Source organism: Legionella anisa, assembly GCF_001467525.1.
Lineage (GTDB): Bacteria > Pseudomonadota > Gammaproteobacteria > Legionellales > Legionellaceae > Legionella > Legionella anisa.
In genome coordinates, this window is the sequence record NZ_LNXS01000054.1 from 614634 (window position 1) to 633560 (window position 18927).

Consider the following 18927-nt stretch of genomic DNA (forward strand, 5'->3'; position numbering starts at 1 on the left):
CTGACTATCCTAATGATCTGATTTATATCAATACATAGCTAATAGATATAACACATACAGTCACATTGTAAATCTAATTTTACCAAGTTCAATCAGGTTGTATTAATACTTTAATTAGTGTGCATAGGGTAAAGGTCTTGCCTTTTGCCTATTGATACAAAAAAGCAAAAAGGTAGCTGGGGTCAAGTCTTGCTTTTTGCCTACTGCGTAGAAATGGGCAAAAAGCAAGACCTGACCCCAGAATCTGTGCCCCCAGAATCTATGAAAAGGGAAGCGAACCATTTGGGGAGATAGAGTTTCTGTGAGAATTGCTCTGTATACACCTGCTCAACATGGCCCTAATGAGTTTGTTAAATTTGTCTCTTCCTCAGTAGGCTCTGCTATTGAATTACTTTTTCTATATAACATAGTAGCACCGACACCTATAAGAAAAACACCTCCTGCAATTAGTGAATATTTTATCAGAGGGCTCAATGAACTATTCTCCACCGGTAATCCATTTTCTTTACTGATGTCATACCAATCTGGCAAATTATCCTTGTCATAGAGCGTTTGAGAACCCGTGGTATCCAGAACAAAATAGGCATAGGAATCCGCGTTATTAGTTGCCCTTGATGTAATTCTTAAACGATCGCTATGTGTTTGTTTTGGTAAGTCTCTAAAATCTTCTGGATAGCGTCGTTGCTCAGTGCTGTTTTTTACATCTTTTCGCCCATGATAATACCCTCTATCATTGACAAAACCATAACGATGCATGGATTCGTGAATCAATGTTCCTAATGCTCGGGAAGGATTTGTTGTAAGTAATCGATAATCAATATGTATCGCTCCAAAATATTCATTTACGAATAATAAATTTCCATCACCATCAGTAGGTCCATTACCATTAACATATCCAAGAGTACGGTTATTAGGATTATTTATATAAGATTGTTTGAGATTACTGATATAAACTTTATTGGGTTGAGATTCCACATTTTTGGCATGATAAAGCATAATATCTCTCATTAATAAATGATAGTTCAATTTTGCACCATCAACTGTTGCCATATTGTTTATAGCAGGATTTACATTATCAATATTGATTTCCGTTGGGTTACCCTTATTTTCGTAATATAAAAGTGACCACTGATTATTTGATTTTACCAGCACATAGGTTTTATCTTCGAAATTCTCAACTTCTTCCGGTGTTGGTACATGATCAACGATTTCAAGAGAGAGGTTTAATTGCCCTTTCAACCCTTTATATGTTTTAAGAAGGTTGTTTTTAATTGCTGCTGTGCTATTCAGAACATTATTTATAGTATTATCATGGGTAATAGGAATATAAAAATGTCTTTTTAACATTTTTAACGTATGTAAAATTTCTGCAGGAGCATTATTATCAATCATTAGCTGTTTAATATTTTGCACTTGATTTTTAGTCTGACTATCATAGCTATTTAAATAATTTTCGAGTTGGGTCAATAAATCAAGCGTTCTTTCTAATCTCAGTGTAGATTCATTATAAATTTGATTTAGCGTTTGCTTTTCTTGTACAGTTAGTTTCGAATCTTTTGATTTTAATGAAACAACCATATTATCTTGAGTAATGTGCTCTGGAATTTTCTTTGAATTTTTAGGATTTTTTGGCATGTTAGTTTCCCCTGCTCACTAGAATTAAAGTTTTTAAGCATTGGAAAGTGATGAACATTCAAATCTACTAGTTACTTGTTCCTAAGTTGTGCAACCCCAAATCATTCATCTTGAATAAACCCTTTGTGCAGGAGAATTTTAAATCAGTTTCCAATTCGGGAATTGTACTATATTTGAACTTATGGAATTATTAACAAGCATGCGCAAATTATTTAATGGGTAATAAAATAAAATTAAGCTATATATCAATTAGACTGTTTTTATTTCATTTATGGCAGCGGCATGCCAACCGACCTCGCTGTTCGATTTGCCTCAACAAATCCTATTCCAGTAAGTTGGGTCGTTTTGACCTGAGGGGTCGTCAGTTTTTGATAAGAAACCACCACTAATTTTTCGCCTGCCAAAGTGAATAATTAAGAGAACTTAAAGCAATAATCTACATTCGCAACTCCATACATCTCATAATGGCCATTATTGTCTATTACAGGCTTATAGTCTGTAGAAAGTTGATATTTTGCCAATACAGCAGATAAAATTTGGGTAAAGTTCTCGCTTTCAACCGTAATCATTTCATTTTGTAAATTTTTTAAAAAATCCCCTAGAGAATTATTGCCAAAAACTTGTTCTATTTTGGATAATGCATGAATCATATCTTGTTTTGATAGATCAAAAGTTGAATCAATTGGATAACTAAAAATGTCAGAAATATTTGACGGAAGATCTTTAATGCCCAGGGATTTGGCTTGTGCATAATAAAAAGAAGCCCCTATATTGTAGCTTACAATATCGAATGCTGCTTGTTGCAATGCACTCATAAGTTGCATCACATTTATATCTTCCAGGATTTTTTCTGAAATTTCACCGGCTCTTTTAAGCTGCATATAAGCAGCCCCAAGTTTTATTAAAGGTGCGTAATGAGACAAACTATTTGCGGCTTCTATAATTGTTGTTTTATACACTCCGTTTTCAATATCTCCATATTCTTTTGCTACAGGTTCTATCATCTTTAAGTAATATTCAGGAGCTATCTTATTGACCCGCGCATAATAATCAAGGCTGTTTGCTAAATTAGATCCGGAGAGGAGTTCGCATCTTATTACATGCTCTGCCCTATTTGTAATTTTCGATGTTTGATGGAACAATGGATAGGATGATAACCCTTTCATTATTTCAGACGAAGTTTTTTTTACTGACAATTTAGATTGTCTTTTAGCGCCCGGGAGATCAAAATCTTGCGTTCCTTCTGCATATTTAGTGATGCCCCATATGAATATTCTAAGCGCAAACATTGAAAAAAAGGTACCATGTAACGCGTCATTGTTTAATTCTTTAGAAGAGCTGGAATGATATTTGATAAATTCTCCTATCTCTTTTTCAGTCATCAGCCTACATTTTTGTGGGCTATCAATATCTGCTGTCCTGGCAAATAATCTTATATCAGTGGGTAATGGCATTTTATAATCTCAAAAAAAATGTGAATCAAATCATTAGTGCATAAGTATTACATGATAGGCTGATTCTTTTATTAGCCTGTCATAGTAAATTATTTACTCTATCTTCTTTTCATCGTCCGGCTCCTCACTTAAGACATTGCTGTGATAACCATTGAAAATGGATTTTAATGACAAAACAGGGGGAGATCAAATAATAACCCATTTAATAAAATATAAATCCAATTAATCTCATTACCCACAAAATGTTTCTTTACACTTCTTTTTGAGTAAAAAATACAAGGCTAACGAATATTAGGGGGGCAGAACATAACTGTTTGCTTGAGTAGAAGTCATAATTTTGGAACCGTTTGGAAAAGATAAATGACTCACTAGGAATCCAGTTCTTTCGATAATTGACCACACCGGTTCTTTCAGGTGATTGGATTAGATGGATGATATTGAACCGATAAATTTAAAGGAGTGTATATGAAAATTCATTGGTTTAGCGCTCCGTAACTTGCGCACTTTAACAAAAAATTAGCTTATGTCGTAGGTCTCAATTAGATGTTTATCCTGATTAGTACGGGGATTTAAATTGGAATAGACTTTTAAAAAGTTACCCTGTTGCTCTTCTTCTAAATATTTTAGATAGGATGAAACTTCAGCATAGACGGTTGGAATTTTAATATCTTGTTCATTTAATAAATCATAATGAGTACAAGAAGAGACAAATTGGAGCATGGGATTAAAGTATCCTTCTATATTAACCAATCCAAACGGTTTTTTAATAGCCCCTATTTTGATAGCACACCAAGTTTCGAATAGCTCATCGAATGTACCAATCCCCCCGGGCATCGCGATTAACTGCGATGATTTTTCATGAATTAAACGTTTTCGTTCATACATGGAGCTCGCTATATGCAATTCATCTAAAAACTCACTTGGTGTCTCTATTTTGGCAAGATGTTCCGTAGTTATCCCAATAACTGTTCCACCATGAGATTTAACCGTTTGAGCAAGAAGTCCCATTAAACCAGTTCCGCCTCCACCATACACCACTGCATACCCGTGTTGGGCAATTCCTTTTCCTAAAGAGACAACCGCGTCTTTAAAAGATGGATTGTTTCCCATGTTTGAACCCAGGTAAACACCAATTGTTGGCGAACCGATTATTTTTGTATTATTCATAAATTAAATAACCCTTATACAAATTATGCATAAATATAACCAGGGTCTGGTTACATTTCTACTCTCTTGGCCAAAATGACTTGATTTTCTGTGTTCCAATGTTGCATTTGCTTTAAGCCAAATATTAGTTCTGTATAATACCTATCAATTTAATGTATTTATTTTTTAAAATGAAAAAGAAAACAACGAGTCAAGAAGCGCTGAGCAAAATAGATAGATACTGGCGTGCTGCAAATTATTTATCAGTAGGACAAATTTATCTATGTGATAATCCATTACTTAAACGTTCGTTGGTTTCCTCTGATATTAAACCTAGGTTATTAGGGCATTGGGGAACAACTCCGGGCCAAAATTTTATCTATGCACATCTAAACCACATGATTAAGAAATATGATTTGAATACGATCTATATTTCCGGTCCGGGACATGGTGGTCCTGCAGTTGTAGCCAATGCATACCTTGAGGGGACATATAGCGAGCTATACCCTGAAATCACCCAAGACGAAGAGGGATTACGCAAGTTATTTGCCCAGTTTTCCTTTCCTGGAGGAATTCCAAGTCATGCGTCCCCAGAGTGTCCAGGATCTATCCATGAAGGCGGTGAATTAGGATACTCTTTAAGTCATGCTTTTGGGGCCGCATTTGATAATCCCGATTTACTCGTTGCGTGCGTTGTTGGCGATGGAGAGGCCGAGACAGGAGCACTTTCAACTGCATGGCATTCCAATAAATTTTTATGCCCAGTAACCGATGGAGTTGTATTGCCTATTCTCCATTTAAATGGATATAAAATAGCAAATCCAACCATCTTGGCCCGCATTACGAAAGAAGAGCTGGAACAATTATTTTATGGTTATGGTTGGACCCCTTATTGGGTAGAGGGAGATGAACCGCAACTGATGCATGAGAGGATGGCCGCAGTCCTTGAACAGGTCATCGAACAGATTAAACTCATTCAACACGATGCGCGTTCCAATAAGAATATCCAACGTCCACGTTGGCCTATGATTATTTTAAAAACTCCTAAGGGTTGGACTGCTCCTAAGGTAGTTGATGGGAAACAGATTGAAGGGACCTTTCGCTCGCATCAAGTACCTGTTTCTGACTGCTCGGGTAACATGGAACATCTAAAAATCCTGGAGCAGTGGCTTAGAAGTTATCACCCCGAAACTTTGTTTGATGAACAGGGTAAATTACTTGATGACTTAAGAGCGATAACACCTGAGCATGAAAAACGTATGAGTGCCAACCCTCACGCAAACGGCGGCTTGCTATTACAGGCACTGAAACTACCTGAGCCCGATGATTATTCTGTTAATTTCTCAGAGCGTGGTATGCAAGGAATTGGAGATACTCGTGTTTTGGGACCATACATTAGAGATTTAATTCGGTTAAACTCAAACAACTTTCGTCTATTTGGACCCGACGAAACGATATCGAATGGATTAGAAGCCGTATTTGAAGCAACAAACCGTCAATGGGACACGCAAACCCTACCTGGTGACACTTTTTTATCCTCACAAGGCAGAGTACTTGAGGTGTTGAGCGAGCATCAATGTGAGGGTTGGCTTGAAGGATACTTATTAACAGGACGTCATGGTCTTTTTAACTGTTATGAAGCGTTCATTCACATTATTAGCTCTATGTTCAACCAGCATGCCAAATGGTTAAAAGTTACATCAACTATTCCTTGGCGTGAAAAAATTGCTTCATTAAATTACTTGCTCACCTCTCATGTTTGGCGACAAGACCACAACGGATTTTCACACCAAGATCCAGGATTTATTGACCATGTGATTAATAAGAAGGCAGAGATAATACGCGTCTACCTTCCTCCTGATGCACATTGCTTATTATCTACTATGCATCATTGTTTACAGAGCCGACATTACATCAATGTCGTCATTGCTGGCAAACATCCAGCGCCACAATGGCTTTCAATGGAGGAAGCAAAGCAGCACTGTGCCAATGGGATAGGAATTTGGGAATGGGCAAGTCATGACAAAGGGAACGCTCCTGATGTCATCATGGCCTGTGCAGGAGATGTTCCTACTCTTGAAACATTGGCTGCGGTTTCTATTTTACGTTCTGAGTTACCTTATATAAAAATTCGCGTGATTAATGTCGTTGATTTAATGAAATTGCAACCAGACTATGAGCATCCCCATGGGTTAAATGATGAAGACTTTGACTGTTTGTTTCTTCAAGATATACCCATCATTTTTGCCTATCATGGATATCCTTGGCTCATTCATCGTTTGACCAGTAGTCGCTCAAATCATAAAAACATACATGTTAGAGGATACAGAGAAGAAGGGACAATCACGACTCCTTTTGATATGACTGTATTAAACGAATTAGATCGCTTTCACTTAGTTCTCGATGTTCTTAATTATTTACCCAATGCAGGTCTCAAAGAACAAAAACTTATTGAGCGCATCAAAATGAAATTGTTAGAGCATCAATGCTACATTAGACAACATGGGCAGGACCTGCCAGAAATTAGAAACTGGAAATGGGACTCCCATATATTTCGAGATAGAATGACTCAAAACGTAAGTTTAGTAGAATAAATAAGGTCATCATAATGATGACCTGCATACTTGCGCCAAAGTATCAATTTAATTTTTTTTATCCAAAAAAAGGCCGTAATCGTTTTGCAGCAGCGCGTTGTTCTAATTGTTCAGAAGTTGCTGGGTGATCAAACTGTTTGATGGAATAATTGGGATGTGGGCGATAGATACTTGGCATTAAGTGAAGTACGTGTTCCGTTTCCTTTAGCAATGCGTTGAGTTGATAGTCAATTAAGGGCGTTTTATTGACTTGGTGGTAGAGCTGCTTTGCCTGTTCAAGACCATGAATGATGGCTTGGTGAAAATGTGAAATGGGCCCTCTTAATGCGGCAATGTAATCAAAAACAGGCTCTCCAGCTTGCATTTTTATAAGCAGTTCAATTTCCGGATCCAATTCGTGAAGCACTTCTAAAAATTGCTTTTGCTTGGCAAGGAGCAGAGACAACTCTTTCACTACCATGTGATGTTTTTGAGATCTTTTGTCCTTTAAAGTAAATGATGCATGGCTGTTTTTATAACTCGCAACAATTTTAGAGAGAGATCCCGTTAATATGGCTAAAACATTTAAGATTTGTTTTAAATCTTCATTTCCTACGGCATAGGCTAATCGATCCATATTCATTTTTGCGGACTGCCTGGGTTGAATTCCCAGAAAATACAGCACATTATGATCCAGTTGAAACAAAAAGCTCAAGGCATCTTCACAACTTAAACGATATTGCAGCGTTAATTGAATTTTGAGGGTTTTATCTTCATCAGAAGAGTCTTCATCGTCGGTATCCGCTGTTGCTTGAAGAAGTTTACTCAGAATAGATTGAGTCTCATCAAGATATAACTTCGCCTTATTTATTAAAAGATCAATATTGTTAAACATACTGTTCATAAGATTCATGCCACGATGACTGCTTTGGTATCAAGGAGTTTTCTCAGTTATTATAACACATGGAGAGCCGGTCTTTCCTTGCCTATTTATATACTCGATTGATTGCTCAATTGCTTAACCCCATTGATTGCAACAAATCTTCCTTAATTTCAATTTGTACTTGAAGAATACTTTATTTGCTCATTACAGCCCAATACTTTAAACGAGGTACTTACAAAGAGTATCCATGCTGAAGAAAGATTCAAACTCAAGATGGAAAATTTGCATGTTATTTAAATGCACTATATAGGCCAAGTAGGTTGGATCAATAACGACCCAACTCACCTTGCTGAGGCCTTGACAATGCTCACCCCCCAATAAAATTTATAAACTCATAATTTTAAATACTAGCCCTGTTAATAGTTAATTAATCCTTAATGTATACACTTAACGATTATGATGACTTGAAAAGATCATAACCTTATTTATGAGAAGAATTGAGTAAGGTTTTGACAACATACTGGAGAAAAAAATGTCTTTTGATGTATCACTTAAAGATTATGAAAAAAATGAGCAAGAAAGAATAAAAAAATTAAACGAAGAAAATCAAGCAAGAATACAAAAATTAAATGATGAAATCATTAAATTTAACGGTTATCTAGCGAAGATATATGGGAAAGGGATCGAACCCAATGATCCAATTTACCCCACAGTTAGTTCCTTTAATAAAAGGTTGGTGACTATTTCTGCAAAAATAAAGCAATTAAATCTTGATAATCCGGATATTGATAATCAATTAAACGCATTAGCAGAAGAAATGCAGAGTTTATCTTCACAATGGAGAAAGCTTCCGCCTTTTCCACAGGATTACGTAGAGGTTGTAACTCAGTATATTTCTGAGGCAGAAAAAAATCAGCAAGAGTTCGGATTTCAAGTACAAATTAAAAAAAATGATCCTTTTGCACCTGCTCAGCGTATGTTTTCCGACTATTTTAACATGGCCAACAAAGCACAAAGAGCGGGTATTTTGGCTAAAGTACGTGAGGATAATACAAGTTTTGACCGTGTATATGGACATATACAAAATCTTGCTGAAGCGTTTAAACCTTTGCATGCAAAGGTCCTCGAGGAGATGCAAACCAATCATGAGGTCAGTATTGAGACCCATGAGGAAATCAGAGCGTTGTATATGGCTCATTATAACGCGATTCATCATGCTTTGATTGAAGCACATAAAGGGGAGCATCCTTTAACTTTTGCTGGCCAACCCCTAGAAGAAAAACACATAAAATATATAGTTCAAAACTTCATTTTTGCTATTAGTGCTAATTATCCTCACACCACCTACGAAGAACTCTCTGTGTACGAATTGTTTCGATTCATAGGAAATAATCTTCATGCAAAAAATATGCAGTCTGCAATGAAAGATTATCTATTAGGTCCCAATAATTTCATAAATAAATTGCCTGAGAAAGTTGCTGAGGATTTTGGTGTTTATGGTCCCAGTATATTTACTGAAGTAATTAAAAGTGCGGAGGAAAGTAATAAAAATGGTTTATCAACGTTAATTTCCAGTATGAATCCTAAGGATGAACATCAGCGAAAGTTTATTGATTTGGTTTATTCTCCTAGATTGAACGAATTGATGCAAGCAGTTAAGTCTATAAGTTCTGATTATAATGCATTAAAAAGAGATACACATAAGGACGATATCAGGAGACTGTTCGGAAAAATACGCCAGATAAATGAGAATGGCCAACTCAACAAAAAGGAAAAATTCGATGAAATTGTAAATGAATTAAATAAAGCATTTAAAACCGAACAAGAAAAATATACGAATCCTTTCATAGGCTCAGGAATAAGCGCTGAACAATACATCCAAAAAATTAATTCTAAAGAAAGTTCATTTCATTATCCAAGGCTTCTTGCAGTAGCCTTGCAGGTCGCGGACAAAATAGAACCTGCTCTTAAGCGTGAAGGAACGATCGAACCATCAATTTCAGGTGTTCGATTTATTATCCAAAATACAGCACAAAAATATATAGATAAACTCACCCTGCTTGCAAATTCAATGTTCACTAGTCATAGAGGAAATCATGGCTTTAATGAATTTAAAAAAGGGTTAAAAGACGCGGGGGCAACAGTAAACGATAATGCTCAACTCTATCGGCTCTATTTGGAAAGAGAAGATTTGACTCCCCAACGTGCACAGAAATTATTTCCAGAACTTGCTTCTTATGGTTTTGATGACAGCCAAGTCGCTGATTTGATTAATGGAACTGTGGATGAGATACCAGAACCTACAGACGAGGATCTTAGATCGCTACGAGGAAAGAAAAAACAGGAAATTAGAAGGGAATCTGAGGATTTAGATATGATAACGGATGAGCAGATTAGCGAGAGTGCTCAAAAACAAAGGGACATTGATCAAAAATACAGTAAAGCAAATGTAATGCAACGATTAACAGAAATAAAAAATTGCATCGATGTTATTCGTAATGTAGCACCTCATCCTGAAGTGGTACCTAATAATATATAGGGTCACATCAATGGGTCAACTCGATTGATAAGCAACTGTATCAATCGAGTCTGATTCCATTGATTATTTTTCTTTAAACGCTTACTAATCCGAGTCGGGACCTAGTATTAATTTCAAAAAACAGATTACTGATAAACGCAATGAACACGACTCAAAGCAGACTCTGCTAAATCTAAAGCTTTTTGAAACGAATCACCCTCTGTTATCACTGCACACAACAAATTGTCATATCCTTCAGGTGGAACTTTAACCACTTCATTGACCTGTCGTAACAGTTTAAAATCCTTTACGCCAGGTTGTTTACTCACTTCCTCAACATACCTCCAATCTTGAATCGTACCATTCTCTGTTGCGAATAAATTGCGTTCACATGCGAATTTATTCTTTGTTGCTTTGAGCTCTATTGATTCGCCAAGCGCAGTTTGTATGCTTGCTTTAGCCAAATCAATTCCAGAGGCTAACGGTACAAGATGGCTTGAAACGAACCCTCCGGCCATTCGTGAATTCATTTCAACAATTTTAGGTCCTTCTGCGGTCAGCATGACTTCAATATGAAAAGCACAATTGTTGATTCCCACAGCACTTATAGCTGCTTCAACAACTTTATAAATTAACGAACAGATATGCAGATCTAAATCATAAGGGAAACAATGCATCCATTCAGTAAAGCCAGGTTTTTTTACAAATTTTTTTGTAATGCCAGCAAAATACACTTGAGCATGATTAATAATCCCCTCAACACTAACCTCTTGCCCTTCCATAAATTCCTCAGCTATATACTCATCGGAATACAACCAATAAGATACACGTTCACAAGTACTCATCCGTTCAAATGCGTCTTCGAGCTCAACCTGAGAGTTTAATTTAAAAACAGCAACACTCGTTGACGCAGCTACAGGTTTGAATATTAATGGGAATCCAATCGTATTCGCAGCATGCTGTAGATCCGCGATCGTTTTTACAAATTGAAACTTTGGATGGGGGACGTCATGTAACTTCAAAGCTTCTCGCATTTTATATTTATGTTTGACCGTGGTCGCTGCTTTAAGTGAACTACCCGGCAATTTAAATTCTTCAGCAATTGCTGCAACCAATTCCACACTCTTATCCAGTATGGTAATTACACCATCAAAAGGTGTGTCTTTACATTCTCTATTCAAAGTAGAAATAGTCTCAACAATATTAGTTGTATCAGCCCGAATAAATTTATCAACTACTTCTTTAGCCCAATCCGGTAAATTAGGAGCTACCAAAAAAACCTTAATACCAAGCTCTTTTGCGGCTTCTATTTTTACTAGATTATGTGGATTAGAAACATCAACAAATAAAATCGATTTACTCATAATTTTACTCCATTATTAAAAGCTCTTCCTAAAAAACTGTCCATAAGATCTGGGTTTTCTGCATTCACCTAAAAAAACAAAAAAATACGAAATCAGTGATAGCATTCCAATCATGATAAACAGGATCTGCCCCCCCAAAGATTCAAGAATTGCTCCACCAAAAATTGGACCTAACGCCAAACCCAACTCTCTAAATGCTAATGCACCAAAATAAGAACCTTTCAAATGTAACGGAGCTATGTCATCAACAAATAAGAATGCAAAAGGAAATATGAACAGCTCACCCACAGTGATAACTAAAATGGCATAGTAAAAATGGCTTGCTTTATCGCCACAGCAAGACAAACCTATGCAACCAAGGAAAAATAAGAAACATCCATAAAAAATAGCTTGATGCTTGGGCATTCCTTTGCAAAAGAGAAAAATGGGGACTTGCCCAATAAGGACGAAAAATGCATTGAGTGCAATCGTTAAGGAATAAACACGTGAGCCATTATCAACTTGTTGAAATATGAATTGAGCTAATGTTGAATCAATTTGCGAATAGCACAATGCAAATATGATATTAAAAAGAATGAAATTTAATAACCGACGATCTAAAGAAATAACACGCAAAGTAGCAGATAAAGATATAGTACTCCGTTCGTTTCTACAAAATTGGCTTTGTTCCATGAATAAAGCAATATATAAAATGCATCCAAAACAAAAATAAATTAAGCCTCCAATGTAAAATGCATTAGGAGATAAAGTAACTCCTAAATACACGGCTAATAAAGGTCCAAGTACAGCACCAACATTCATTGCTGCATAGCGCAAATGAAAAAATAATTCTCGATGCTCTTTATCTACTAATTCGCTGAGTAATGCCAAAGCTACTGGTTGAAAAAAAGAAGAACATAAACCAAACACCCCATTTAGAATACCAATCCATATTAATTGAATATGCCGAGAATTAATTTGCTCGCTTAAACCTATTAGTATGAGGATACACGCTGATGTAAAAATCGAAATATATAATAAAGGAATTCGGCCGTACTTATCAGATAATTGTCCACCGATAAAACCACCAAATATAGAACAAAAGGGAGCAATTCCACAAACTAATCCACTTATCCATAACGGAGCTTGAGTGTTGTGACTAAGAAATAAAATTAAAAAAGGAAGGCACATAAATTTTGCTAAATTCACGCAAACAATGCCTGACAGTAAACACCAAATTAGCTTTAAATTAGGGCTAGATATTTTCATTATTATATACCCTTAATTAAGCCATTTAAGTTTTGTTAAAATTGCATTTATATGTATTTCAATCGTATCAAACAATGGAATATTTATATCTGCTTTTGATACCAATAGGGGTAGCTCCGTACAACCAAGAATGACCCCATCTAAATGGCAACTCGAAGCTAATTTCTTAATGATATTTAGAACGACCTCTTTTGATTTAGCTGTGACAATACCATGGCATAATTCATCGTAAATAATCTGATGAAGTAACTCCCGAGCATAAGCGTCGGGAATTACTACTTGTAGTCCTTTTTCAAGCAATTTATTTTTATAAAAGTCCTGCTCCATTGTGTAACGCGTACCAATTAAACCTACTCTCTTTGCACCCAAAAGATTTAAATAATCGCCGGTTGCATCGATAATATTAATTAACTTTTTATGGATCGTTACATCCAGTTGACTCGCCAATTTATTCGTAGTGTTAGAACAGATTGCAATTACATCTGAACCTGCTTTATCAAGCAAAATCAATTTTTCTTGAAGCAATCTTAATTCCATTGCTTCATCTTGCTTTTTTTGATGTGCAAGAATTTCTTCGAAATCAAAACTATACAATACAATTTTGGCCGAGTGATTTTTTCCTTTCCTTTTATTGATCATTAAATTTAGTCGTTTGTAGTATTCCAGTGTAGAAACCCAGCTAACACCACCAAGCAAACCAATACACTTCATGCTGCACCTCGCAAATCCGTTTCTTCACTTAACAGATTTATTTTATTCTTCCTGTTTAGACTGTTTTTAAAAGTTAACTTAATAAAATCAGACATTGAGATATTAATTTCTTTAAGCATTTTGGGGAAAAAGCTGGCATGACTTAATCCAGGCAATGAATTGATTTCAAGAAAATAAATCTTTCCTCCTGAAATAATAAAATCAAGCCTAAACATGTTTTCAAATATCAAATCAGAAAAGATTCGTTTTGAAATATCGGCTATTTGAGTGGTAAATTTGTTATAGGATGGAGGAATAATTCGCTCGCTAACTCCAAATTTACATAGTTTTTCGCGACGGCCAAAAAAACCATCTCGTGTCCGCACTAGAATTAAGGGTAATACTTCAACGCTCCCCATATTTTCTATACAACCACAAGAATATTCTTCACCTGCGATGTACTTTTGCACGAGAGCCATATTATCAATCTTTAAGATATCTATAATTAAGTTTACAGCGGCATCAATTGAATTTTCGCTAAGCAACATTCGTTCAGTAAACATACTCGTGCCAAGTGAATTAGGCTTAATAACTATTTCTTGATGATAAAAAGGCCATAATTTTTCCTTTATATTGGAACTATTTACATCTCTAATCGAAACCATTGGTATTGGTTCTAATTCGGGATACATTGACTCTATATATTTTGAACAGTGGAATTTACTTTTACTTAAGCTCGATGAAAGTACAGAGCCAAAAGAACTTTTTATATCGAATATTTTTCCCAAACCTTGAATATGTCCGTCCTCACCAAATTGCCCATATAACAAAGAAAAAACATATTCATTATTCTTTTTAATTTGTTGTAACGCCTCGATAATTGATAACGAGTTTCTTTTATTTGTCATGTAATAATCAGGATCTTTCTCAAAATTAAATGGCTTTCTAATTACTAATCCTTCTTCAGTTACGTAGTAAACATATTGATAGAGATCAATGTCTTTTTCTTGATTCTGTAGCTCAGAATAAATGCTATGAAAAGTTCTTAAAGATAGATCTCGCTCTGCAGAAACACCTCCAAAGATAAAGCTAATTTTTGGATTTACAGTATTGTCCATAATAATTCTCCAATTGATGCAAAATAATTATCTTTCAAGATAATGATTTAGTTTTAATATTTGTTATTGAACTTTTTGATCACGTTAATTTACGAACAATGTATTAGGTGATTCTTGATTTGAGTGACAATGGATGGTGTTATCTTCATTCATAAAAATAACTTTCGGGGTATGGCTTGATACCTTATGTTCTTCAAGGGTGCAGTAGCAAATAATTATAATTTTATCACCTTCGTGAACAAGCCTCGCAGCAGCCCCATTCACACAAATCTCACCGCTTCCTTTACGTCCTTTTATTACATAAGTTTCAAATCGAGAACCATTATTTATATTCACAATTTGAACTTTTTCGTTTTCCAAAATACCTGTTTCTAAAAGTAGTTCTTCATCAATAGTGATACTGCCAATATAATTCAGGTTGGCTTGGGTAATTGTAGCTCTATGAATTTTTGCTTTTAACATCGTTGTTAACATGATTGCTCCTTTTGTTATTAATTCCTTATGACTGGGAAATTTAGTCGCAATCGAAAATTGAAAAAATTCTTTTTTTTACATGTAAATTTTTAATGGAAAATAAAAGTCTCATTGACATTTTTGTGGACAGTTTCATAAACTTATCTTGACAGTCCTATTTTTAGAAAATTAGAATGCAAACAGTTTTAAGGTCATGTACGATAAGGAAGTTGTATTAATGTTCACAGCTATTGATGAGCGGAATGGATTAGTAAAAGTCTGTTGGATTGATGTTCGTCAGCAAGTTAAAAAAGTCGAGCCAGTTTTCGCAGCTATTATAGATGAGCTAAGCCCTGATCAATCATATCCTCTTTATTTAGCGTATTATCCATATGGCGCATCTGATGCAGATACACAAAGCTCACTTTTTCCTAATATAAATGGAGAGTATTATCGGATAACCGATCCTGATGTACCAAAAGATATAATTCACCATCTCGGATATAGTGCAAATAACACCCCATTGGGGATGGTTCTTGATAAAGAAATTGAATGCTATATTGATTTGAAAAATGATAATATTACTATTCCCTGGCTTATCTATAAGGCTGGGGATATTTTTCCTCTTTCTACTGTTTTAAATAAAGTTAATGATCGAGTTTATGCGCCTAATGGCCTATTATCATCTACTGCAGGGGCAAGATCTGCATTTATGTTACCCAATATTGGTGCCACAACAAACCATTCTAATTTACAACGGGATTTTAATATTAAAAGTCGGGTACCAAAATCATTATATGAGCATTGGCAAGTTTTTCGAGAGATAGTTAATAGCAAAGTTATTAACTCAGATTGGCGTTGTTGTGTAATGTATTTTTCAGAAAAATGGTTAATTAGTTTGCATAACGATACTAAATGGAAAATATTAAAACAGTATTTACATGAGTTAGCATGGTATCGATACGAATACGAACGAAATCGGGTTTTTTATGATATCACATTTTCAATCATACAAAAAAATCGAAATTTGAAACCAAATCCATATCTGGCAGATACCGCTAAACATTTATTTGCAACAGCTTTAGGTGTGGCACCTGGCTATGTACCATCAGTAGATAATAGCGCTTTACCCGTAGAGATTCTACAGCATGCTTTTATAGAATCTTATGGTTTGAAAAAATATATTCCAACAATTATGCAACCAAAACATTTTAATTTTGAAAAAGATTCTTTTCCCATATATTACTCATTACAGCATCCAGCAACGCATGTGTTCTCGCCCAGATCAAGACAAGTTACAAGTACAATTTATGAGATGCGCGAACTGGAGCACATAATGAGTATTTTTATACAAGAATTGTCAAAAGACAGCGCCTTATCTTCTGATACAATTATTGGAAAAATAGCAAAATTCGTTGAATTTAATTACTTCCATAATACCCAAGACATACATCATGTGATGCAAAGCTCTCTTGAAATATTAAATATTGATAACCGATTTAATAATTCACAATTCACAAAAGAACATGAAACTGTCTTTGCTGCTGATGCTTCATTTTTACGGGGCTGTGTTAGTATTAAAACGGCTAAAATACCAGCAGAGCAGAAAACAACATATTCCAATGACTGTACTGCAATACCATAATATATTTCCGCCCCAATATTGATATATAAAGCTTCCTAACCAGGGACCTACGACGTTACTAACTGCAAACGTGGATTGAAAAAGACCCAAACTTTGCCCTTTTCTCTTATTACTGCTGTTTTCATAACAAATCAATTGGGCAGTAGAAATAAAGAGCATTTCACCGGTTGTCCAAACAATACAAGAGAGAATAGCTAATGAAAAGACGAAAGAAAAACTTAGTATCAACATTCCTAAGCCCATGAATAAGGCTCCGAGTCCAGTAATGAGCAGCTTATTTTGTTTACATACTAATACGGTGAGTGGTGCTTGGAATAGGACAATTAAAGCAGTATCTAAAAGAAATAAGATACTAACCGCTTGTACATTTAATTTGGGAAAAGACTCCTGAATATAGAGCGGATATGTAGTGCTCAGCTGCGCGATGACCAGTCCTATAAAAAAAATGCAGGAGAGAATTAATATAATAATTTTTGTTGCATTTGTTTTATTTAGATGCTCCTCTACCGTGTTTTGTTTTGCTGCGGGCTTAGTTATTATATTATCTTGTAGTGTAAGATAAGTTGCTGAAAAAAATAACAGGAAACCTGAAAAGCCAAAAATAATTGAAAATCCAAATGTTTCAACTCCACCAATAAAAATACCTGATAGGCCCAATCCTAAATTTGCTGCCACATGAGAAATACTAAGGGTTCTATAGCGTAAATCTATATCATTGACGCAGAAATTTAGCAGATTGATATTATTTGATATTTTAAAGCTATATGCAGATATGCCAAGAATCAATAAGTCAAGCATTAAGATTGACGTAGAATGCAAGTACATTAAAAAGAAGAAACTTGCAGATTGAATATAAAGGCTGAAGATCGAAACAATCCTTGGAGTAATTTTGTCGGAAAGTTTCCCTCCCACTAAGCCCCCAATGATGGTACCTAAACCATAACAAGAAAGTAGTAGTCCAGCAGTTGAAATATTCAACTGTTTATCATTGACAAAATATAGAGATAGAAAAAAACAAATGCCGATGGTAGATGCATTGATACAAATTAAGCTTATACCCTGCCAACAAAATTTGGGCAGTCCTGAGTAATTTTCAGAGTATTCTTTTATGAAAGTTATAAAATAGTTGTACATTCTTCTTCTAGCTTAAGGGCTTTTAAAATGGTTTGATCACAAGCAGTAGTCTTTACAGGTGGTATATATAAAGTTGAAAGATTTGATAAATAAATGTCAGATAAATATTTTAATTCCGACTGTATTATCTTAGGTTCAAAACCAGGATATTGGGCTGCTTCATAAATAACGATCTTAGCTGTAGCCTCATAATATTTTTTTAAATAATCTAATAGCAATAAAATTCCTATTTTCTTATTATTAGTTGTTTCATGATTGAGAATACCTACAGCGTTAATTTGCCAAAGAATTAAATGAGAACTTATATCAAATTGGCGTTGGTGGATCAAAAAATCACTAGCTTCAAATGATTGACATCCTGATGAACCTGGATCAATTAATAAATCTGCAAAAAGACAAGCTTCAGCTGAAATTGCAGGTAGAATTTTTGCGTAATATCCTTCTTGTTTTGCTTTTTTTACTGCATCTAGTCCTGGTTTGGCATAAACACTAGGATGGCCATAAAGAACAAAGCATATATGTTTATTTTGATATAAATGATTTAAAACATAATCAGCAATCAGTTGATAAGAATCGGCGCGATTTGGACAAGAAAGATATAAATTATCTAAAGATTCTGTATATTGATTTTGCTCTTGAATCCATAATTTTAAGACAGGATCATTTACCAAATAAAGTACAACATCAGATTGCTTAATATAGGCAATTACTTCATTTGTTAGATGAGCAAAAAACTTAATACCACAACCGACAACAACTAGCGAAGCTTTACGAGATATATCCTGCATTAAAATCTAGATCTCAAAAATTGTAGTTCGATCAGCTAAAGTGATATCCCCATTTAAATTACTTTTTAAATATGTCGCATCGTTATAACTGAATGCTTTTTGAATCGTTGAAGATTCATCTTTTAAGAATGTATCAAGCTCAATTTTATGATGGACTGTGGTAGCTAATTGTTCCAGAAGCATTATAATTCTCATGGCTAAATCCTTTAGATTAAAAGCTTAAACAAGCATACCATATTGATTACTTAAGTTAAAACAAGATTAAGCTAATCCTTAAA

The 18927-nt window shown here is 35.0% G+C and carries 15 protein-coding genes; 3 read left to right on the forward strand and 12 right to left on the reverse strand.

The window, feature by feature from the left end; all coding sequences use genetic code 11:
• Positions 1-327 precede the first annotated feature (327 nt).
• The 3 genes from Lani_RS19100 to Lani_RS19110 all read right to left on the reverse strand — a co-directional run bounded on the left by Lani_RS19100 (position 328) and on the right by Lani_RS19110 (position 4256).
• Positions 328-1635: a M35 family metalloendopeptidase gene (locus tag Lani_RS19100; protein ID WP_019233987.1), complete on the reverse strand. Its 1308-nt coding sequence runs from the start codon at positions 1633-1635 to the stop codon at positions 328-330.
• A gap of 413 nt (positions 1636-2048) precedes the next feature.
• Positions 2049-3089: a hypothetical protein gene (locus Lani_RS19105; RefSeq protein ID WP_019233986.1), complete on the reverse strand. Its 1041-nt coding sequence runs from the start codon at positions 3087-3089 to the stop codon at positions 2049-2051.
• A gap of 516 nt (positions 3090-3605) precedes the next feature.
• Positions 3606-4256 carry an LOG family protein gene (locus tag Lani_RS19110; RefSeq protein WP_019233985.1) on the reverse strand — a complete coding sequence of 217 codons (651 nt, stop codon included), beginning with the start codon at positions 4254-4256 and terminating at the stop codon, positions 3606-3608.
• A gap of 170 nt (positions 4257-4426) precedes the next feature.
• Here Lani_RS19110 and Lani_RS19115 point away from each other — a divergent pair, with 170 nt between their 5' ends.
• A complete protein-coding gene (locus tag Lani_RS19115) occupies positions 4427-6829 on the forward strand; it encodes a phosphoketolase family protein (RefSeq protein ID WP_051045710.1) in 2403 nt (800 codons plus the stop codon).
• A 58-nt stretch (positions 6830-6887) separates the two neighbouring features.
• On the opposite strand, the gene Lani_RS19120 is transcribed toward Lani_RS19115, so the two are convergent.
• Positions 6888-7721, reverse strand: coding sequence for a hypothetical protein (locus Lani_RS19120; RefSeq protein ID WP_233437550.1), 834 nt, complete (start codon positions 7719-7721; stop codon positions 6888-6890).
• 502 nt (positions 7722-8223) lie between these two features.
• On the opposite strand from Lani_RS19120, the gene Lani_RS19125 reads away from it, so the two are divergent.
• Positions 8224-10230: a hypothetical protein gene (locus Lani_RS19125; protein ID WP_019233982.1), complete on the forward strand. Its 2007-nt coding sequence runs from the start codon at positions 8224-8226 to the stop codon at positions 10228-10230.
• A 125-nt stretch (positions 10231-10355) separates the two neighbouring features.
• Here the strand turns inward: Lani_RS19125 and Lani_RS19130 are convergent, their stop codons facing one another.
• The 5 genes from Lani_RS19130 to panD form a co-directional block, all read right to left on the reverse strand.
• Positions 10356-11573: an ATP-grasp domain-containing protein gene (locus Lani_RS19130; RefSeq protein ID WP_019233981.1), complete on the reverse strand. Its 1218-nt coding sequence runs from the start codon at positions 11571-11573 to the stop codon at positions 10356-10358.
• Positions 11574-11588: 15 nt separating this feature from the next.
• Positions 11589-12821, reverse strand: coding sequence for an MFS transporter (locus Lani_RS19135; RefSeq protein ID WP_019233980.1), 1233 nt, complete (start codon positions 12819-12821; stop codon positions 11589-11591).
• Positions 12822-12833: 12 nt separating this feature from the next.
• Positions 12834-13532: an aspartate/glutamate racemase family protein gene (locus Lani_RS19140; protein ID WP_058388752.1), complete on the reverse strand. Its 699-nt coding sequence runs from the start codon at positions 13530-13532 to the stop codon at positions 12834-12836.
• Complete coding sequence (locus Lani_RS19145) at positions 13529-14629, reverse strand: D-alanine--D-alanine ligase family protein (RefSeq protein WP_019233978.1); 1101 nt, start codon at positions 14627-14629, stop codon at positions 13529-13531. The genes Lani_RS19140 and Lani_RS19145 overlap by 4 nt, the downstream gene beginning before the upstream one ends.
• Positions 14630-14713: 84 nt before the next feature.
• Positions 14714-15106 (reverse strand): aspartate 1-decarboxylase, encoded by a 393-nt coding sequence (gene panD / locus Lani_RS19150; protein ID WP_425268980.1) that lies wholly within the window; start codon positions 15104-15106, stop codon positions 14714-14716.
• Between the two features lie 190 nt (positions 15107-15296).
• Between panD and Lani_RS19155 the strand changes: the two genes are divergently transcribed.
• A complete protein-coding gene (locus Lani_RS19155; RefSeq protein ID WP_233437549.1) occupies positions 15297-16727 on the forward strand; it encodes a hypothetical protein in 1431 nt (476 codons plus the stop codon).
• Here the strand turns inward: Lani_RS19155 and Lani_RS19160 are convergent.
• The 3 genes from Lani_RS19160 to Lani_RS19170 are packed head-to-tail and all read right to left on the reverse strand — an operon-like array spanning position 16641 to position 18844.
• Positions 16641-17861, reverse strand: coding sequence for an MFS transporter (locus Lani_RS19160; protein ID WP_019233975.1), 1221 nt, complete (start codon positions 17859-17861; stop codon positions 16641-16643). The genes Lani_RS19155 and Lani_RS19160 overlap by 87 nt on opposite strands.
• Complete coding sequence (locus tag Lani_RS19165) at positions 17843-18649, reverse strand: SAM-dependent methyltransferase (RefSeq protein ID WP_019233974.1); 807 nt, start codon at positions 18647-18649, stop codon at positions 17843-17845. Before Lani_RS19165 ends, Lani_RS19160 begins: the two co-directional genes overlap by 19 nt.
• 6 nt (positions 18650-18655) lie before the next feature.
• Positions 18656-18844 (reverse strand): hypothetical protein, encoded by a 189-nt coding sequence (locus Lani_RS19170; protein WP_019233973.1) that lies wholly within the window; start codon positions 18842-18844, stop codon positions 18656-18658.
• Positions 18845-18927 lie beyond the last annotated feature (83 nt).